Origin of the sequence: Roseateles chitinivorans (genome assembly GCF_050632235.1) — a bacterium.
GTDB lineage: Bacteria > Pseudomonadota > Gammaproteobacteria > Burkholderiales > Burkholderiaceae_C > Roseateles > Roseateles chitinivorans_A.
Window position 1 is genome coordinate 3,319,597 of record NZ_CP192584.1, and the last position, 16,133, is coordinate 3,335,729.

At 65.1% G+C, this 16,133-nt stretch carries 19 protein-coding genes and 1 pseudogene; 9 read left to right on the top strand and 11 right to left on the bottom strand.

The window, feature by feature from the left end; all coding sequences use genetic code 11:
* Positions 1–70: 70 nt before the first annotated feature.
* From ACQ859_RS15135 to ACQ859_RS15150, 4 genes are all read left to right on the top strand, one after another.
* Entirely contained in the window at positions 71–2,458 is a 2,388-nt protein-coding gene (locus tag ACQ859_RS15135; protein WP_431261633.1) for a HAMP domain-containing protein, read from the top strand.
* Positions 2,451–3,167: a methyl-accepting chemotaxis protein gene (locus ACQ859_RS15140; protein ID WP_431261634.1), complete on the top strand. Its 717-nt coding sequence runs from the start codon at positions 2,451–2,453 to the stop codon at positions 3,165–3,167. The genes ACQ859_RS15135 and ACQ859_RS15140 overlap by 8 nt, the downstream gene beginning before the upstream one ends.
* Before the next feature lie 7 nt (positions 3,168–3,174).
* On the top strand, positions 3,175–3,783 hold the full coding sequence (locus ACQ859_RS15145; RefSeq protein WP_431261635.1) for a hypothetical protein: 609 nt from the start codon (positions 3,175–3,177) through the stop codon (positions 3,781–3,783).
* A 63-nt stretch (positions 3,784–3,846) separates the two neighbouring features.
* The gene (locus ACQ859_RS15150) at positions 3,847–4,212 is read left to right on the top strand and encodes a response regulator (RefSeq protein WP_431261636.1); all 366 of its coding nucleotides are present in this window, start codon (positions 3,847–3,849) and stop codon (positions 4,210–4,212) included.
* A 10-nt stretch (positions 4,213–4,222) separates the two neighbouring features.
* Here ACQ859_RS15150 and ACQ859_RS15155 read toward each other — a convergent pair whose 3' ends face one another.
* Positions 4,223–4,966 (bottom strand): DUF695 domain-containing protein, encoded by a 744-nt coding sequence (locus tag ACQ859_RS15155; RefSeq protein ID WP_431261637.1) that lies wholly within the window; start codon positions 4,964–4,966, stop codon positions 4,223–4,225.
* 121 nt (positions 4,967–5,087) lie between these two features.
* Between ACQ859_RS15155 and ACQ859_RS15160 the strand changes: the two genes are divergently transcribed.
* Entirely contained in the window at positions 5,088–5,558 is a 471-nt protein-coding gene (locus tag ACQ859_RS15160) for a hypothetical protein (protein ID WP_431261638.1), read from the top strand.
* Between the two features lie 108 nt (positions 5,559–5,666).
* Here the strand turns inward: ACQ859_RS15160 and ACQ859_RS15165 are convergent, their stop codons facing one another.
* The gene (locus tag ACQ859_RS15165) at positions 5,667–6,578 is read right to left on the bottom strand and encodes a hypothetical protein (protein ID WP_431261639.1); all 912 of its coding nucleotides are present in this window, start codon (positions 6,576–6,578) and stop codon (positions 5,667–5,669) included.
* Between the two features lie 147 nt (positions 6,579–6,725).
* Here ACQ859_RS15165 and ACQ859_RS15170 point away from each other — a divergent pair, with 147 nt between their 5' ends.
* Positions 6,726–7,634, top strand: coding sequence for a peptidylprolyl isomerase (locus tag ACQ859_RS15170; RefSeq protein ID WP_431261640.1), 909 nt, complete (start codon positions 6,726–6,728; stop codon positions 7,632–7,634).
* A 67-nt stretch (positions 7,635–7,701) separates the two neighbouring features.
* Positions 7,702–7,940, top strand: a pseudogene (locus ACQ859_RS15175) (DUF3820 family protein).
* 108 nt (positions 7,941–8,048) lie between these two features.
* Here the strand turns inward: ACQ859_RS15175 and ACQ859_RS15180 are convergent.
* A complete protein-coding gene (locus ACQ859_RS15180) occupies positions 8,049–8,396 on the bottom strand; it encodes a hypothetical protein (RefSeq protein ID WP_431261641.1) in 348 nt (115 codons plus the stop codon).
* 343 nt (positions 8,397–8,739) lie between these two features.
* Between ACQ859_RS15180 and ACQ859_RS15185 the strand changes: the two genes are divergently transcribed.
* Together ACQ859_RS15185 and ACQ859_RS15190 are read left to right on the top strand one after the other, a co-directional pair.
* The gene (locus ACQ859_RS15185; RefSeq protein WP_431261642.1) at positions 8,740–9,180 is read left to right on the top strand and encodes a hypothetical protein; all 441 of its coding nucleotides are present in this window, start codon (positions 8,740–8,742) and stop codon (positions 9,178–9,180) included.
* 97 nt (positions 9,181–9,277) lie between these two features.
* A complete protein-coding gene (locus tag ACQ859_RS15190; protein ID WP_431261643.1) occupies positions 9,278–9,862 on the top strand; it encodes a hypothetical protein in 585 nt (194 codons plus the stop codon).
* Between the two features lie 44 nt (positions 9,863–9,906).
* On the opposite strand, the gene ACQ859_RS15195 is transcribed toward ACQ859_RS15190, so the two are convergent.
* From ACQ859_RS15195 to ACQ859_RS15230, 8 genes are all read right to left on the bottom strand, one after another.
* Positions 9,907–10,344, bottom strand: coding sequence for a DUF4826 family protein (locus ACQ859_RS15195; protein WP_431261644.1), 438 nt, complete (start codon positions 10,342–10,344; stop codon positions 9,907–9,909).
* A gap of 112 nt (positions 10,345–10,456) precedes the next feature.
* Positions 10,457–10,600, bottom strand: coding sequence for a hypothetical protein (locus ACQ859_RS15200; protein ID WP_431261645.1), 144 nt, complete (start codon positions 10,598–10,600; stop codon positions 10,457–10,459).
* A 73-nt stretch (positions 10,601–10,673) separates the two neighbouring features.
* Positions 10,674–11,189: a hypothetical protein gene (locus ACQ859_RS15205; protein WP_431261646.1), complete on the bottom strand. Its 516-nt coding sequence runs from the start codon at positions 11,187–11,189 to the stop codon at positions 10,674–10,676.
* A 111-nt stretch (positions 11,190–11,300) separates the two neighbouring features.
* On the bottom strand, positions 11,301–13,490 hold the full coding sequence (locus tag ACQ859_RS15210) for a TonB-dependent receptor plug domain-containing protein (protein ID WP_431261647.1): 2,190 nt from the start codon (positions 13,488–13,490) through the stop codon (positions 11,301–11,303).
* Positions 13,491–13,591: 101 nt separating this feature from the next.
* A complete protein-coding gene (locus ACQ859_RS15215; RefSeq protein WP_431261648.1) occupies positions 13,592–13,780 on the bottom strand; it encodes a hypothetical protein in 189 nt (62 codons plus the stop codon).
* 8 nt (positions 13,781–13,788) lie between these two features.
* Positions 13,789–14,307: a hypothetical protein gene (locus ACQ859_RS15220; RefSeq protein ID WP_431261649.1), complete on the bottom strand. Its 519-nt coding sequence runs from the start codon at positions 14,305–14,307 to the stop codon at positions 13,789–13,791.
* Positions 14,308–14,714: 407 nt separating this feature from the next.
* On the bottom strand, positions 14,715–15,296 hold the full coding sequence (locus ACQ859_RS15225; RefSeq protein WP_431261650.1) for an RDD family protein: 582 nt from the start codon (positions 15,294–15,296) through the stop codon (positions 14,715–14,717).
* A gap of 124 nt (positions 15,297–15,420) precedes the next feature.
* Positions 15,421–15,846 carry a lysozyme inhibitor LprI family protein gene (locus ACQ859_RS15230; protein WP_431261651.1) on the bottom strand — a complete coding sequence of 142 codons (426 nt, stop codon included), beginning with the start codon at positions 15,844–15,846 and terminating at the stop codon, positions 15,421–15,423.
* Positions 15,847–16,133 lie beyond the last annotated feature (287 nt).

Genomic DNA, 16,133 nt, shown 5'->3' on the forward strand with positions numbered 1-16,133 from the left:
CGTCGCCGCCTTGTCCCGGGGCAACGCCGCATGACAAGGCCCCTGTAGTCGTTGGTCGAGAGAGTCACGCATGAACATCCGAGCCCGCATCCTGCTGCTCGTGGCAGCGTCCCTGTTGGCGCTGCTCGCAGTGGGCGCCCTGTCCATGTATCAAGCGCGCAAGAGCGAACGCGAGGTCCGCTTCGTCACCGAGACGGTGGTCCCCAGCGCGATCAAGTCGGTGGCCTTGCTCACCAGGCTCAAGGAGGTGCACATCGCCGCGCTGGGCATGGTGTCCGCGCCCGACGAGGCCGCCGTCAAGCAGGCGCACGAGGAGACCACGCGCCGCCGCGAGGCCTTGCAGAAGGCGGTCGACGAGCTCGACGCCCAGTCCGATTCCAAGGCCCAGCGCGGCCTGGTCGACCTGGTCCGGGAGAGCCAGAAGAACTATTTCCAGTCGCTGGACGAGACCGCGCAGTTCGCGCTGGCCGGCCAGCGCGAGATCGCGCAGGCCACGATGGCCGCCACCGTCGACCAGTACCTGCGCGAGCAGGGCGAGGCGCTGGCCACGCTCGACATCGAGAAGACCCGCAGCAAGGACGAAGCGATCCGCAAGCTCAACGAGCGGCTGAGCGCCACGCTGATCCTGCTGGCGACGGTCACTGCCGCGGCGATCGCCTTCCTGGGCGTGATCGGCTTCGTGCTCTACCGCCGCATCGTCGCGCCGATCGGCGACATGCAGGCCTCGATGACCCGCATCGCCACGACGCAGGACTTCTCGCATCGCGTGCCGGTCGAGCGCGACGACGAGATCGGCCGCTCGCTGCAGGCCTTCAACCTGATGATCGAGAAGATCGAGGAGGGCGCCGCCCAGGTCCGCCGCCGGACGGCCGACATCCACGCGATGCTCGACAACATCCCGCAGGGCATCCTGGCCATCGAGGCCGGCGGCCTCGTGCATCCGGAGGTCTCGCAGCACCTGGCCGTCGTGCTGGAGCGCGGCGACTGCGCCGGCCAGCCGGCGATGGCGGTGCTCTTCGCCGACACGACCCTGGGCGCCGACGCGCTGTCGCAGGTCGACGCGGCGATCTCGGCCTGCCTCGGCGAGGACGCGATGAACTTCGCGTTCAACGCCCATCTGCTGCCGCTGGAGATCGAGAAGTCGATGGCCGACGGGCGGGTGAAGATCCTCGACCTGAACTGGTCGCCGATGATGAACGAGCAGGATCAGGTCGACCGGCTGCTGGTGTGCGTGCGCGACGTCACCGAGCTGCGCGCGCTGGCGCGGGCCGCGCAGTCGCAACGCCGCGAGCTGGGCATGATCGGCGAGATCCTCGCGGTGCATCAGGAGAAGTTCCAGGCCTTCTGCGCCGACGCCGCCACGCTGCTCGACGAGAACCGCCACGTCATCGAGCACGCCGGATCCGCCGCGCCGAGCGAGCGCATCGATGCGGTCAACGTGCTGTTCCGCAACATGCACACCGTCAAGGGCAACGCGCGCACGCACGGCCTGCTGCAGCTGGCCGACCCGGCGCATCATGCCGAGGAGACCCTCGACCAGCTGCGTTCGGGGCGCGTCGAGTGGGACGGCGCCTTGCTGACCGAGCAGTCGGCGCGCGTCCGCGAGACGCTGGACGAATACCGCCAGCTCAGCGAGACCAAGCTCGGCCGTCGCGGTCCGGGCCGGCGCGGTGACGTCGAGAAATTCGCGCTGGTGCCTCGCGAGGCGCTGCGGTCGTGGCAGCTGCAGCTGGAGTCGCTGGGCGCCGCGGGCGCCTCGGGCGATGCGGCGCAGACGCTCGCCTGGCAACAGCTGCGCGCGTCGATGGCGCGCGTGGGCACCGAGACGCTGGGCGACCAGCTGGCGTCGGTGATCGACTCGCTGCCGGCACTCGCGACGCAGCTCGGCAAGGAGGCGCCGGACGTGCGCGTCGAGGATCACGGCGTCCGCCTGCATGCGCAGATCGGCGGCACCTTGCGCAATGTCTTCGTGCACCTGTGCCGCAACGCGATCGACCATGGCATCGAGCCGGCGCTGGAGCGCATCGTGGCGGGCAAGCGCGCGGCAGGCCGGATCGTGATCTCGGCGCGCCATGACACGGTGAACGGCGTCGCTCGTCTGTGCCTGGAGATCGCCGACGACGGACGTGGCCTCGCGCTGCATCGCATCCGCGAGCGCGCCATCGGGCGCGGTCTGATCGGCGCGGCGGTCGATGCCTCGCCGCAGGAACTCGCGGAGCTGGTCTTCGCGCCCGGGTTCTCGACCGCCGACCAGGTCTCCGACGTCTCCGGCCGCGGCGTCGGCATGGATGCGGTGCGTGCCTTCCTGAACGTCGAAGGGGGCGCCATCGCGCTGGTGCTCGACACCGGCGAGATCCCGGCGAGCGGCTTCGTCCCGTTCCGCACGGTGATCACGCTGCCGGACCGCTTCGCCGTTCCGGCCGACATCGGCGCGATCGTCGAGGTGGCCCATGCTTGAGTTCGCGATCGGACTGCTGCTCGGACTGGCGGCCGCCGGTGCGCTGTACTGGCGTCAACGGAGAGGCGCGGCCGGCCAGGCCCGCGTCGAGCACGATGCGCAGGCATTGACGCAGCGCTTCCAGGCGCTGGAGCGTGCCTTCGAGGACCTGAAGACGCGCGCGGCCTCGGACGCCGAGGCGGCGGCACAGGCCGGTGCCGAAGTGGCGCAGGACCGCGATCGCCTGCAGCGCCAACTCGCCGAGGCCGGCGAGACCCAGGCCGAACGGCAGGGACGCATGGACCAGCTGTTGCAGGGCAACGGCCAGGTTGCCAAGAACATCGCGGAGCTGATGAAGGTCGAGCAGACCTTCGAGCGTTGGCATCACTCGATGAACGCGCTGCTCGCGCACAACAAGGGCATGCACGACAAGAACGGCGACTTCGCCCGCATCGTGCGGCACATGATCATCGTGACGCTGAACGCCTCGATCGAGGCGGCCCGCGCGGGCGAGTCGGGCCGCGGCTTCGCGGTCGTCGCCGAGGAGATGCGCGGGCTGGCGTCCGATGCGGCCCAGCTGTCGCAGGACTACGGCGATGCGCTGCACGAGAACGACCTGATCACCACCTCGACCTTCCAGGACGTGCAGGCCTCGGGGCGCCTGATCATGGGCGCGCTGACGAGCCTGGAACTGGCCAACCGGCGACTGCTGGTCGCGTCGCCGGAGTGAGCACGACATGAAGATCAGCGAGCGGGCCCGACAGGGCTTCGACCAGTTCGTCCAGCACTGCATGCGCACGACGCTGGTGCCCGCCGGGCAGACCGAGACCGGCATCACCGCGCTCGACGCCGTGATGCCGGAACCGGCCTCGTCCGCGCGTGCCGCGAGCACGGCGCCGCGCGTCACCGCGTCGCGCGGCGTCGTGGTGATGCTGACGGTGGCCTCATCGAGCTTCAGCCTGGTGCTGTTCCTGCATCACGAGGTCGACGCGGCGGCGCGTGCGCGGCTGGCGGCGCAACACGGCCTGGATCCGGCGGAGACGGACGGACAGGCCGTCGAGGACGCGATGTCGGAGGCCGGCAACCTGTTCTGCGGCGCGCTCAACCGCGAGCTGGGGCGCGTGTTCCCGCTGGTGGGCATGTCCACGCCGCACCGGCTGGACGGCCACTGCATCGACCACCTGCGCCTGCTGAGGCACAGCCACGTGCGGCACTTCCGGATGACGCTGAGCGACGGCTCGCACCGGCTCGCGAGCTACTGCGTCTGCGCGTACGGCGACATCGACTTCGTGGCGCCGCCGGCGGTCGTCGAGGACGTGAGCGTCGGCGAGCTCGAGCTGTTCTGACGGGGCTCGCGGTCCCCGTTCATTCCCCGCATTCCTTCATTGACGACGATTCGGAGAGACGACATGGCGCAGATTCTGGTGGTGGACGATTCGAGCACGGTCCGCAACGAGGTGGGCGGCTTCCTGCAAGGCCACGGGCTGAGCGTGGCCTACGCGGTGGACGGCCGAGATGGGCTGACCCAGCTGAAGGCGGACAGCGGCGTCAAGCTGGTGATCTGCGACGTCAACATGCCCAACATGGACGGCCTGACGATGGCCGAGAAGGTGCGCAGCGAGCTGGGCAACCTCAAGGTCGGCATCATCATGCTGACTACCGAGAACTCGCCGGCCATGAAGGAGCGGGGCAAGGCGGCCGGCATCAAGGGCTGGATCGTGAAGCCGTTCAACGGACCGGCGGTGATCGGCTCGGTGAAGAAGCTGGTGGAGTGACCGCGACCCTTCAGGCGGCGACGGAGCAACCCCAGCCGTCGTACTCGCCGCCATGCCGCTTCGCGGCTTCGAACAGCGGCCGGGTCACTTCGTCGATGCCTTGATGGGAGGGCACGTCGACCCGCGCGACGTGCACGCTCATCGCATCGCGTTCCTCGACATGCGTGGGCTCATCCTTGGGCAGGAAGCCGAGCGGGCGCACTGCGTCGATGAACGCGGCGGCCGAGGCGGCATCGGGCAGCCACGCCCAGTGATCGATCTCGCGCGGTGCCGAGAGCGTGTCGCCGTGCTCTTCGAGCTGCTCGCAGACGCGCCGGTTCTGGATCCGCTCCCGTTCCCAGTCGTCGGGCAGCAGGAAGGTCCGGTAGGTCGACCACGCGGGGTCGTCGCGCGCACCGGACTGGAACTCGTAGTCGCCGAAGGGCTTCATCGCCGCGGCGGCACGCGCCGCCCACGTGTCGGGCGCGGCGATGTAGAAGTAGAAGTCCCGGCAGCCATCGGACGTGTTGCGGCCGACGTAGGCCGTGCGGTCGTCGCAGAGCGACGCCTGCAGCCGGTCCTCGATCGCGATGAGCTGGTCGAACTCCGCTTGGCTGGAGAGACCGTCATCGCGCGGATGGCGCATGCGCAGCCGCAGGTAGGCCATGTGGGGCAGGGCCGCCACGGGCGCCGACGCTTCCGCGCCGAGGTCCACATACAGCGAGGCGGGCTTGCCGTCGACACGCGCGGAATAGAAGTCCCAGTCGTCGGTCATGAGAGGGTGGCAGGGAGTGGGAAGGACGCGCGGATCATAGAGGAGGGGTGGGCGCTCGACGGGGGCTGGCGTTCGTTTCAGGCGGACAGCGCACCCTGGCGCACTCCGGCATACTGACCTCATGCCTGCAACTGAACGCCTGGACAAGCTGGCCAAGTTGGTCGCCCTGTATGACGATTTTCATCAGGCGCTTTCTGTGCTCGATGACGCAACCGCGCGCAAGCTTGTTGCGAATTGGGCCGATGTTCGGGGCCGGTACGCCGAACCGTCAGGAGTGCCTCGCTCAGCGCTTGCCTCCGGGATGGAGCAAGGCCTCCTGGAAACGCCGATGCTGATGCATTCGATGAATGCCGACGCTCGGACGCGGGCCAATCAGGCACTGGCATCGGCAACGATGGCGCACTATCCGGATTTCCTCGCTAAGACCGTCGAGCGGATTGCCAAGGTGAAGGCACGCGGCTCTATTCGTGGCGAGGGCGAATTCCACCTCATCCGCCACCAGGCCGACCTAATGGAAGGCATGCCGGGTCAGACGGAAGAACTTCAGCGGCTTTGGGCACTGCTAGATGCCTACGAGGCGCGTTCGGCTTGATGGGCATGCTTCGTCGCGAATAGGCTGGGAGCGGAAGTTGGTGGTTGGCGTGGCGGCCCTCGATGAAAGACGACCTTGGGTCAGATCGCTTCATTGCGCGGGCTTCTCTCACGTCGCCGACTGGCGCGCAAAGCGCAGCGCAATCAATTGCGAACCCAGCCCGCTTCCGATGAAGACGGCGCGGCGATTGGAGGAGAGTTGGCCAAGCCAGTCGAAGACTCCACCATCGGCCAGCGGAAGCTCTCCTCCGTCGGGCGCCGGCACCCATATTCGATAGCGAAGTCCGCCCGAGTAATAGGGATGCTCTAGAGACTGGAGGTCGGCGCTCAGGATGTCGGCAATCCGGGACCCGAGTTGCCGCTTTTCCGCCGACACGAGCACCTCCACGCGAGGCCGGTGCAGTGAGTAGCCCAACTGTTCAAGCCGAAGCAAACCCGCAAGCATCGTGCGCACATGCAGCACGACCGCCTCGACCGTGAACGCGTGATCCTTGCGTTCAACGCCCCCGCTTCCGAGGGCGAACAGACGAAAGTGTTGGGCGTATCCTGGTTGCCTCGGAAAGGGTTGGGCTCGCAGGACGCGGTGGCTTGTGGCCAGGTGAACATCAGCCGCCGAGGATGCCCGCATTCGCAGCGAACACTCCAACGCGAGAACATTCGTCGGGTCCGATACGACCTCGGTCGACCGCAACGCTGACAGGACGCGGTTCTGATGAGAGGGGCCAACAACCGAACAGGCCCCCATGGGAGCCACCGGTGACAGTTCGACCGCCTCGAAGCGCTCGGCGGCCCCCAGCAACTGAGCGTCGATGGCAAGCATTGCACGGAGGTCAATCGCTGATGGTGCGCAAAAGGGGTCGCGGCCATACTGATCGACCAGTTCGCTCGCGCATCGCGCCTCGGCTCGTGCATGCATCACTTCAAGCAGCAGCGATTGAAGAGCAGAGCCAGTCAAACCGTCTGCCAGCCGACTAAACGCCGTTGCACCTACCGAATCGACAATCCACGCGCGATCTGCCATCCGCAAAATAATACAGCCGGCTCGGGATCATGCCCGCCTTGCGCTTGAAAGTCTGCATTCGCTGCCTGAGTCCGCTCACTTGCTGGACCGGTGACGGCGCAACGCCAGATCTCAGCCAGAATCGCGCACCCTATGCCGCCCGGTCCCATGAAACGAGCACTGCCCACTCTCCTCGCGCTCCTGCTGGTCACGCCGGCCTTCTCCCTCACGCCCCTCGGTGAGAAGGAAGATGGCGATTCGCTCCGAGAAGCGCAGACCCACCACGTCATGTTTGCTACGGAGAAGGATGCGGCGGCGGCGCGCGCCACGCTGGACGGGAAGCAGGGCGCCAACCTCTTCGCCGAGTTCCAGCGGCTGGCCCGCGCGCGCAGCAAGGATCCCGGCTCCGCCTCTCGCGGAGGCGATCTGGGCATGGTGCGGGAAGGCGAGATGGTGAAGCCTTTCGAGGCGGCGCTGTTCGCGTTGCCCATCAACACCGTCTCACAGCCCGTCAAGACTCATTTCGGCTGGCATCTGATCTACGCCAGCTACTTCCGCGAAACGCCCGTCAGGGAAGTCTGCGAACAAAGCCTGGGCGACAGCATTCGCAAAGCCAGGCCCGATGAACGGGCCTCGCTGCGAAAGTCCTTGTCGCTGGTGCCGGAGTCCGAGCCCGCCTTCGGAGAAGGCATCGCCGCCCTGCTCGGTGACGCGTGGGGCGCGCCCCTGCGCGGCCAGACCGGCAACCTGGCCTTCATGCGAGTGACGGACCGGCCGGACCCGACGGGTGCCGCCACCGTGACCGTCCACACCGAGCTTCGCAGCGCGGTGCTGTCCTCGGCGCCGTTGGCATGCAGGCGGTCCGAGCGTATCGAGTTCGCGCTCAATTGCCGGGCTCGTACCGTGGCACTGGCGACTCACATCGAGTTCGAGGGGCGTGCCGGGCTGGGGCGTCGGCTGGGTGAAAAAAGGCTGTCTCCCGCACAGCGCGCACCAGAGCGTGCGTCACCCAATACCTTGGCGGATCAGATGCTCAATGCCGCCTGCGGTGTCGAGATGCCAAGCTCGGCCGGATAGACGCGCCCATCAGGCTTCTGCCAGCCTGAAGGCGACGGCAGCTCCGCCGCGGCACGACAATACGGCCATGGTTGAATCCTTCGAACGTCTGCTCGCGACCGAGATGCCGTACGGCAAGTACAAGGGCACGCTCATCGCGGATCTGCCGGGCAACTACCTGAACTGGTTTGCGCGTGAGGGCTTTCCCCCGGGGAACTCGGGCGCCTGTTGGCCCTGATGCACGAGATCGACCACAACGGACTCAAGGACTTGTTGCGGCCGCTGCGGGGCACGATGGCGAAGCCGAGTCAGAGTGGGCGGCGCTGAATGTCTAGTCCTGTGTCCCGCAGGGCGAATGCGATGTCGACTACCGCTGGATGTCCGACGTCCGCTTCAGGCTGGAAGCGGTAGCCGTGCGCCCCATGACTTTTGAGCCTACTGATCGAAACCGGCGGCTTTCAAGATGGACCCTACGTCGACAAGTTCGTCTTCAGCAATGACTTTTTCAGATGCCGGGACCGGCGCGCCCGGTTCCTGCACCCACAGATATGTCCGGTCGTTGTCGCGGAGCCATCCGACCATAAACCCGTCGGCCAAGCAGCTCTCGATCTCATGTTCGATCTCGTTCACTGCGACGTCTATGGCATTGGGTTTCCCTACGCCAGCGTAGTGCACCAACCGACATGACTCCGTATGGTGAGTTGCTGAGAAGCCTCGGTAGGCTTCGAGTACGCCGCGAAGCTTCGCATGGAATTCAGCAGTCCAGGCAGTCCGGTCGGGCATGGCGAGATCGGTTGCCTCAGCAGCCGTCAGAAGAGAGAGTTGAGCGGAATGTAGCAGCCTCGTCAGATGGCGCTAACTCGTGGCCGGAGTGCGTCCTGGCTGGCGGCTGGACAACGTCCGCTCCCGCTGCGATGCCGTCGCTGCTTCAGACTGATAGGGGCCGTGCGAATCCAAGAGGCCGTATGGCTGCAATCTCCAACAATCGTCATTGGAGGGCCTCCGCAACTCCTGTCGGCGACCACCGCGACCCCAGTCCTTCACGGCGAGGCAGAATCCAGGCGTACGGGGCGAGGCCGGCGTCAGGCCTGCCGGGAACCCCATCTTGAGGAATGGAGCAGCATCAATGGCACTGACGAAGAAGGGCGACTACTGGTACGGGACCACGTCCGGCGATACCCAAGCCGAACTGCGCAGCTACAGCGTTGCGAATCGCCATGAGGCCACCAGGTTCGCCACGTCCAAATGCGAATGCGGTTGCCGGACCTTCGCGCTGCAGAGTGATGAAGAGGCTGGTGTGGCCATCCGCACCTGCACCGACTGCGGCCAGGAACACCTGATGGGCGACAGTGCGGACTACGTTGAAGACGCCGCGCCAGAGGCGCACGAGTGCGTGTGCGAGAACGAGGTGTTCGAGCTGGTGTCCGGCGTCTCCGTGTACGAGGGCACCCATGACGTGCGCTGGTACTACATTGCTTGCCGCTGCGTGGAATGCAACCTGGTCGGAGTCTTCGCAGACTGGAAGTGCGAAGCAGGTGATGCAGCGGCCTTCCTCGCCAAGGTCTGAGCATGACGTCATTCGGCCTGACGGCGTGCGGTCAGGCGGATACACACCTCGATTGGCACTGACTCAGGCAGCGTAGGCACTTCGCCGGACAACTCGCATGCATCACCGCGACGACGACCTGCAACGCCTGATGTGCGCTGTGCCTTTCATGGCGCTGATGCGCCCGGCCAGCGCATTGAGCCTGCTCACTCGCGCGGCGGACGACGCTGAGGAACTGGCTCCGGTGTTGAGCCAGTATCCGGAGGTGCGCTATCAGGCGCTGGACTTCCACTACGTCTGTCTCCAAAGCCTGGGTGCGCTCAGCAAGGAACTCATCGAGGACCTTGCCGGCGAATTCGGTTGGCGTGGCCTGGTCTGGGCCAGCCTGCTGGCATGCCTCGCGCCATCGGAGGAATTTCGAAGCGCCCTTGAGGCCGCGCGCCCCAACGTGTCTCGGCAGGCCTGGGCGGTGGATCTCGCATTGGCGCACCTGGGCGCCCCTTGCCCGAGCGAACTGACCGGGTTGAGGGCGCAGCTCATCCGCCTGCGAAATGCCCTGTCGGCGTGCACTATCCCTGACGTCTCTCTTCGACTGGCGGAATCGCGTTCAGTGGTCGACGCCCGCCAGTCTCTGGTCCGAGAGAAATACCGTCGCGAGGGCAGGGAGGCAGCGTTGCAGGCGATCCGTCTTGCGGGAAGGTGACTGCCGGGAGGTCAGTGCCGCGCGAGCTTCAGAAAACGGCTTCGTCAACCTTCTTCCCAGGCATCCGCATCTTTCACCCACTCAAGGAGAAGCTCTGCCCGAGACGCCAGCAGCGGAGCAAGTTCTTCGTCCTGTTCTCCTGAGCCGATAAGAAAACTTGGATGCTTCTCGCCACGCGCCATGTATTCAGCGGCCTCCTTCCATAGCGAGGCGATGCGATGAACCGCCTCACGTGGGCTTCCGGCATCCGAGGCTGAGACGTAGTCAGTCGGCATGTCGCCACAGATCACCCACCAGCCGACCGAGTCCGGTGAATCGACGCTGTCGATGGCCCACACCGACACGTAGGGGGCGACATGCCATGCGGGCATCTCGGCAATGTTGCCGTGCGCCACTCCCTCACCACGAAGGTACGTTGCGACTTCCTTGCGCCGCTCCGCACACCACTGGGCATCTGCTTCAGGATCGTTTTCGTCGTGCATCTTGGTGTTGCCAATCTCTGATGAGGATCGAGTCTAGTTGCGTAGATGCTGTCCTCTGTCTGGCCGATCCGTTCGTCAGGTCGGAGCTGGCAAGGTGCCCTGTATTCCACGATCACCTCGCACCCGGCAGGTCGATGTCGGCACGACACCAATGCCCCTCGGCCGGCGGGACCGTCTGGTCGTCGAGGATGGAGGACACCCACGTTCTGGTCACGCGCGGGCCGGCGTAGCGGTGATGCGTCTCGTAGGTGACCACGGGAGTCTGTCCGGGCGTCCCATTTTTTCATGATCGCTCAGCGGCGACCGCGAGCTGCCCAGAGCGCTGCAGCTCAAGAGCTTCGGCGGCGAAAGCGTTGCCACCAAGAGCGCTTGGCGCCGTCTCCGGAGCCCATTGAATCAGGGGTAGGCGTTGGGGGCGAGGCTAGCAGCTGGGCGCAGATCGAGTTCCACACGATGAAGTCCAACGGCATCGCCAAAGACCAGACAACCTTGCCGGCAAGCATCGGATGGGGCGCGAACCCGAAGAACTGACCAGCTCCCCTGGACAGGCCCCTGTCCTTGAGCAGTGCGACGCCCTCGCTTAGCAGGTGCTGGGCCTGCCACTCCACTGAGTTCATCAGCACCGTGAATTCGTCGAAGCTGGCCGCGACGCGGTGAACGCCACCCTCCAGCACATCGAGCTTCTCGACTTCGCCGGTCTGCCGTTCGAAGAACAGGTCGCCGAAGACGGACGCGCCGATAGGCCGGATTGGCCCGCTCACCAGCCCACCCCATTCCGCGAGCATGGCAACGAAATCGAGACGGCGAGCATCGACGAACAAGTCTTCCCAAGACAATGCACTCATGAGTCGCTATCCCAATGGAAGAGCTTTGAACCTGGCTCGGCGGCCGCGTCAACTCGTCGAGGTAAACAGGTGGTGCGAACAGTATGCCGTTGTTGGTGCGTTCAAGCCCGACTACAGCCGGGTCTCAAGCGAGAGCGTGACACTTGGAACGCCCCGTGTCCACGTCGATACACGGGCGTCGGGCATGGCTGAATCCCCGAGCACGTCGATCCGTCGCGTGTCGCGCGAGAGCAGGTTGTTGGCGCCGACGCGCAGCTTGGAAGCGGGACTGAGCGTCCATGTCGCCTGCGCCGAGACATCCTCGCGCCGGTCCTGCCAGGTGCGGCGTTCGGCCGCGTTGCGGCTCCACACGCCAGGACGCCAGTTGGCATCGGCGGAGAGCTCCAGCGGCACCGACCGGAGCTTGTAGCGCACACCCAGCTTGGCCGACCAGGGTGCCTGATCGGCCATGCGGTTGTCAGGGGCCGGGAGCGTGTCCAGCCTGGAGCGGGAGAACGTGAGGCCACTGCGCAGTTCGACCTTGGGCAGCGACGCATCCAGTTCCGTGAGCGCCATCCGCGCGTCGACGCTGATGCCGCGCAAGCGCGCGTTGCCGAGGTTCTCCGGCCGGATCACGTAGCGCGGGCTCTGCGCCCACGAGACATCTTCCAACGCCACAGACTGACCGATGACGTCGGTCAGCCGTCGCTCGAAGTAGTCCACGCCCACCATGCTGCTGGCGCCGAAGTACTTCTCGTACGACAGGGTCAGGCCCATCGAGCGCTCAGGCCGGAGATGCGGGTTGCCGGCGGTGTCGGCGTTGTCGATGGTGTTGGGCCCGCACGCGGCACCGGCAATGCACGGTGCCAGCGGATTGATGACGGGACGCAGGCTGTAGAGGTCGTTGTCGGGCGCGTTGTAGGCCTTGGCGAGCGACAACCGGAGCTTCTCCCGGCCGTCCTCGGTCAGCTTGTGAGCCAGATGAAGGGAAGGGGCGTAGGTCTCATACGCGTTGCGGGAGAGGAAGCTCCCTTCGCGAACGCTGGTGGTGCGCCTGGCCGCGCTGAGCCCCAGGGTCGCAGCCCAGCGCTTGGAGAGGGTCCACTCGTCCTGGACAAACGCATCGTCGCGACGCGCGGTGACCGCGGAGTCGCTGCCGAAGCTCATGAACGCCGGATCCGGCGCGCCGTTCAGGAAGGCCGGTGCGCTGGCGCGCTGGGATTGCCAGCCGAGGGACCCGCCGATCTTCACGGCATGGGCTTCAAGCATCTCGCGGGAGAACTCGAAGCGCAGGACGTTCATCTCGTGGCGCTGGGAGAGCGACTGCTCGGCCAGCGCCTCTTCACCGGCGATCCCGCCGAGTGCATGGTCTTGTCTGTCCGAACCGCGATCGAGCTTCATCCAGGAGTACTCGTAACCGAGCTGAGCCCGTGTCCCGTCCGCGTCGGCATGCTTCCATTCGATGGGAAGCGAGAGGGACAGGAGCTTTCCGTCGGCGCGCCCCGTGGAGGTGCCAAGGGTCGATTGACGGACCCAGTCGTGGCGGTCGGTGAAGCGCGTGTCGGTCTGCCACAGCAAGGCCGAGGGGTTGGATTCGAGGTCGTTCGTCGCTGAGAGCTTGTTCGAGTAGGAGGAACTGGCCATGAGCTGCGTCAGGCCTTCGGATCGATTCGATGCGGTCAGACGCGAAGGCGCGAGCGCGCCTTGACCGTCGGGCGTCTCGATCGTCAAGCGCTGGGAGATGTCCTGTTCCTTGCGCCGCAAGGAGACGCGATTGGAGAGTCCCCAGGAATCGTCGGAAGGCCGGACGGTGTTGGACCAGGCAAAGCCCGCATCGCCGCTGGATGGGCTCAGCCCGCCGTTGATCCTGAGCGAGGCCGTGCGCTTCCGCTCCACGCGCCGCGTGAGGATGTTGATCGTTCCTGCCACGCCGAACGGGCCGAACTCGGCCATCGATCCTTTGACGATCTCGATCTTCTCGATCTGGACGACATCCAGTTCCAGTGGGCTGCGTCCCGGCGCGGGAGGCTGTCCGTCCACGAGGATGCGCGTGTAGCCCGGAAGGCCGAGCAGTCCCAGCTTGCCATCCCCCGCGATGGTCACCGACGGTTCGCGCTTGAGGACTTCGTACACCGTCGTCTGCCCGCTGTCCTCGATGCTCTTTCGCGAGATGACGAGCTTTCCGGCGACGAACTCGCGCCGGTTCTGCACGTCGGTGCTCGAGGCGCCGTCGATCTGCACCTTCTCCAGCGGTCGGGATGACGACGCGGGGATGTTTTGGTTGCTGCTCTGAGCTTCGGCGCGCGCGGCGGCAGACAGCAAGACGATGGAGAAGAAGACGAGGAGTCTGTACTCAGTCACAAGAAGCCCATGACCATCGCGGCGGTCTGCGAGGGAGCCGCCGGATTGCTTTTTGAAGACGATCACCGCGGCGGGTGATTCTTGGAATCGCAAATGAACTCGCACTTCTGCTTGTCCTTCACGCGCTCCATGCAGCGGTCGAAGCAGACTTCGGGATCGAAGCTGTCAGCGGCACGGGAGTAGGGCCCCGCGAGGACGATCAGGATCGCGATGACCCCAAACAGTCGGTATTTTGTTTTCATTGTTTTCATCCCATCAATCAACTTGCACCTGGAAGGTCGATGTCGATGCGGCACCAATGACCCTCGGCTGGCGAGACCGCTTGGTCGTCGAGGGTGTAGGACACGCTCGTTCTGGTCACACGCGGTCCGTCGTAGCGGTGATGCGTCCCGTACCCGCGTCTCAAATACAGCCTCGCTTCTCCGGGAGCCAGGCAGTCAATCGTGATGGGCTCTCCGGCGCCGTACTGCTCATTGGCCGGCATGTGCGTCGTGTCGAGACCGAACCGTTCGGCCCACAAGAGCAGATCCGCGTACGCCACGGTGAGGTCCCGATAAGGCCGTGCCCCGGAGTTCGAGATCTCCACGCGATAGCAGTCTTCCAGAGGGCCGGGCTGCGCGCTGACTCTCACGTGGAGGTCGAGCTGTTCGCGATCGTCAATGACTTGCTGAGGTGGTTGCCTGTAGCGCTCCGGAATGAGCCAGACGTTGACGATCTCAACCGGCTGTTCTCCTTGCACCGCAAATTGATAGTCACCTGCCGGGAAGTCCACGAACATTCCGGCTTGAAGAACTGCGCTCCAGGAGCCTACGGACCTGGAGCAGGAGCCCGAGAGAACGTACAGCCTTCCAGCGACTCCCTTGCCGGGAAAAGCTGTCTTGGCTTGGTACCGATCGGGGCTGATCCGATAGTGAGGCGCCGGCACATGCAACTCTCTGATCGCCTCGAGCGTCAGAGGCATGGCAGAGATGTCAGACCAGAAATGAACGACAACGGACATCTTTGTGTTGCCCAATTTTCTCGAATACAGATGATCCATCCTGAGGTTGGGACTGCATGGAAAGACACTGCATCAGAGGTGTGTCCGGTTCCAGGCGAAAGATCGATGGCCCGAAGCCATCAGCACGAGATATCTGGTCTGGAATCTCATGAGTGGCTCACGCATCGATCCGCTCGAACGAGGGATCAGACCTTCTCAGTATCCAACTTGGACCGAACGACAACCGTGCCGGCGATCATGTCGCCAAGGCGCATGCGCCTCCGGCCGAGTGCAAACAGGGCATCGATGACGAAGATGACATGCGTGGCGTTACGCCAGAAAGACTTCGACCAATTGCACGGACGATCCGAATCATGCTGCTTCACTCGAATGCCGAGGAGGCGCTTGCCGATGCCTTGTCCGGGGATGGCATCCCTGAACAGGAAGTACGTAAACCAGGCTGCGCTGTAGACGAAGGCATGAAGATTGGCCGAAACGAATTGAAGTGGCAGCAGTACGAGATACAGCGCAATGCCAACTCCCCACACGTCGATGATGAACGCGACGAGGCGAACGCCGAGGGAGGCCAGGCGCTTGTCAGCTTCTGATTGAGCCGCTTCGGCTTCGACGGCGCTGATCCGCGCGGCGTCGACCCGGTCGGCGGAGATCCCGCGCCTGCTGAGGACCTCCTGCAGGACGAGACGGGCCTCATCGGTGAGGCCCTTGCCGGCGAGCTCCAGCAACTCCTCGGTGTCTTGGCGCTCGTAATGTTCTCTGAGTTGTTGCATGAGAAGTGGTGAAGGAAATCCAGCGCGTTGTATTCGGATTGCTACCGAGGGCTGCCCGACATCCGGGCTCGCGGCCCTTTCGCCCGGCGATCACTGAAGGGCGCAGAGCCCGCTGTTCGGCCGCTCATTGCAACCATTGGTAGCTCTCGTTCCTGATCAGGAACTGGATCCGCTCCTCCGTCCTCTGCAAGGCGCAACGGGCGGCCCCATTTTCTCCACCGGTGCCGTTGCCGTAGGAGTACAGGACGAGCGTGTTGCATTCCGCCTTGGTCGTGACCCGCCACGCCTTGTCCGCATCGAGGATGGCCGCGACCATCTTGGCGCGCATGGCCTTGACGAAGTCCTCGGAGGTGCCGGCCTGTTCATGCCGTCTGGCCTTTGCCACCAAGGATTGAACCTTCAACTTGAGGAGCCCATCGGCCTCCTGGAGTTCGGTCAACAGGCAGACCAGATTGTCGTCTTCCGATGTGCATTCTGCGGCGGCGGAAATGGCGGCCATGCCCATCAATAGTGCCGCGATGCCATGTCGAAGGAAGGCGTTCACTCTCATCTGATGTTCCTCACTGTGTCGCTCGGCACTGCGTCCTGACGACACAGTCCGTGATAGCCCGTGGCGCAGCCCGCCAACGAGGCCAGCGCCAGCAGCGGCGCTGCGAGGCGGAGTCGATTCAACAGCATGTGTCCTCCCTATGCGGTCGCCCTCGTGATGGCCTCTTTGCGGGCCGGACGCCTTGAATGATGAGCTTGCTGGCCGGATGACGGCCCCAGCGGGGGCGGAGTATAGCGACGCAAGACCAGGCCGCTAACCGAAACGCCCGCCCCGTGTCGAGCCCACAT

Bases quoted from the DNA above. Each gene is read 5' to 3' on its own strand.
- ACQ859_RS15165 (WP_431261639.1), bottom strand. From the start codon at position 6,578: ATGGCAGATCGCGCGTGGATTGTCGATTCGGTAGGTGCAACGGCGTTT.
- ACQ859_RS15190 (WP_431261643.1), top strand. From the start codon at position 9,278: ATGCATCACCGCGACGACGACCTGCAACGCCTGATGTGCGCTGTGCCT.
- ACQ859_RS15185 (WP_431261642.1), top strand. From the start codon at position 8,740: ATGGCACTGACGAAGAAGGGCGACTACTGGTACGGGACCACGTCCGGC.
- ACQ859_RS15140 (WP_431261634.1), top strand. From the start codon at position 2,451: ATGCTTGAGTTCGCGATCGGACTGCTGCTCGGACTGGCGGCCGCCGGT.
- ACQ859_RS15230 (WP_431261651.1), bottom strand. From the start codon at position 15,846: ATGAGAGTGAACGCCTTCCTTCGACATGGCATCGCGGCACTATTGATG.
- ACQ859_RS15170 (WP_431261640.1), top strand. From the start codon at position 6,726: ATGAAACGAGCACTGCCCACTCTCCTCGCGCTCCTGCTGGTCACGCCG.
- ACQ859_RS15160 (WP_431261638.1), top strand. From the start codon at position 5,088: ATGCCTGCAACTGAACGCCTGGACAAGCTGGCCAAGTTGGTCGCCCTG.
- ACQ859_RS15145 (WP_431261635.1), top strand. From the start codon at position 3,175: ATGAAGATCAGCGAGCGGGCCCGACAGGGCTTCGACCAGTTCGTCCAG.
- ACQ859_RS15225 (WP_431261650.1), bottom strand. From the start codon at position 15,296: ATGCAACAACTCAGAGAACATTACGAGCGCCAAGACACCGAGGAGTTG.
- ACQ859_RS15215 (WP_431261648.1), bottom strand. From the start codon at position 13,780: ATGAAAACAATGAAAACAAAATACCGACTGTTTGGGGTCATCGCGATC.
- ACQ859_RS15180 (WP_431261641.1), bottom strand. From the start codon at position 8,396: ATGCCCGACCGGACTGCCTGGACTGCTGAATTCCATGCGAAGCTTCGC.
- ACQ859_RS15195 (WP_431261644.1), bottom strand. From the start codon at position 10,344: ATGCACGACGAAAACGATCCTGAAGCAGATGCCCAGTGGTGTGCGGAG.
- ACQ859_RS15205 (WP_431261646.1), bottom strand. From the start codon at position 11,189: ATGAGTGCATTGTCTTGGGAAGACTTGTTCGTCGATGCTCGCCGTCTC.
- ACQ859_RS15220 (WP_431261649.1), bottom strand. From the start codon at position 14,307: ATGTTCGTGGACTTCCCGGCAGGTGACTATCAATTTGCGGTGCAAGGA.
- ACQ859_RS15150 (WP_431261636.1), top strand. From the start codon at position 3,847: ATGGCGCAGATTCTGGTGGTGGACGATTCGAGCACGGTCCGCAACGAG.
- ACQ859_RS15135 (WP_431261633.1), top strand. From the start codon at position 71: ATGAACATCCGAGCCCGCATCCTGCTGCTCGTGGCAGCGTCCCTGTTG.
- ACQ859_RS15155 (WP_431261637.1), bottom strand. From the start codon at position 4,966: ATGACCGACGACTGGGACTTCTATTCCGCGCGTGTCGACGGCAAGCCC.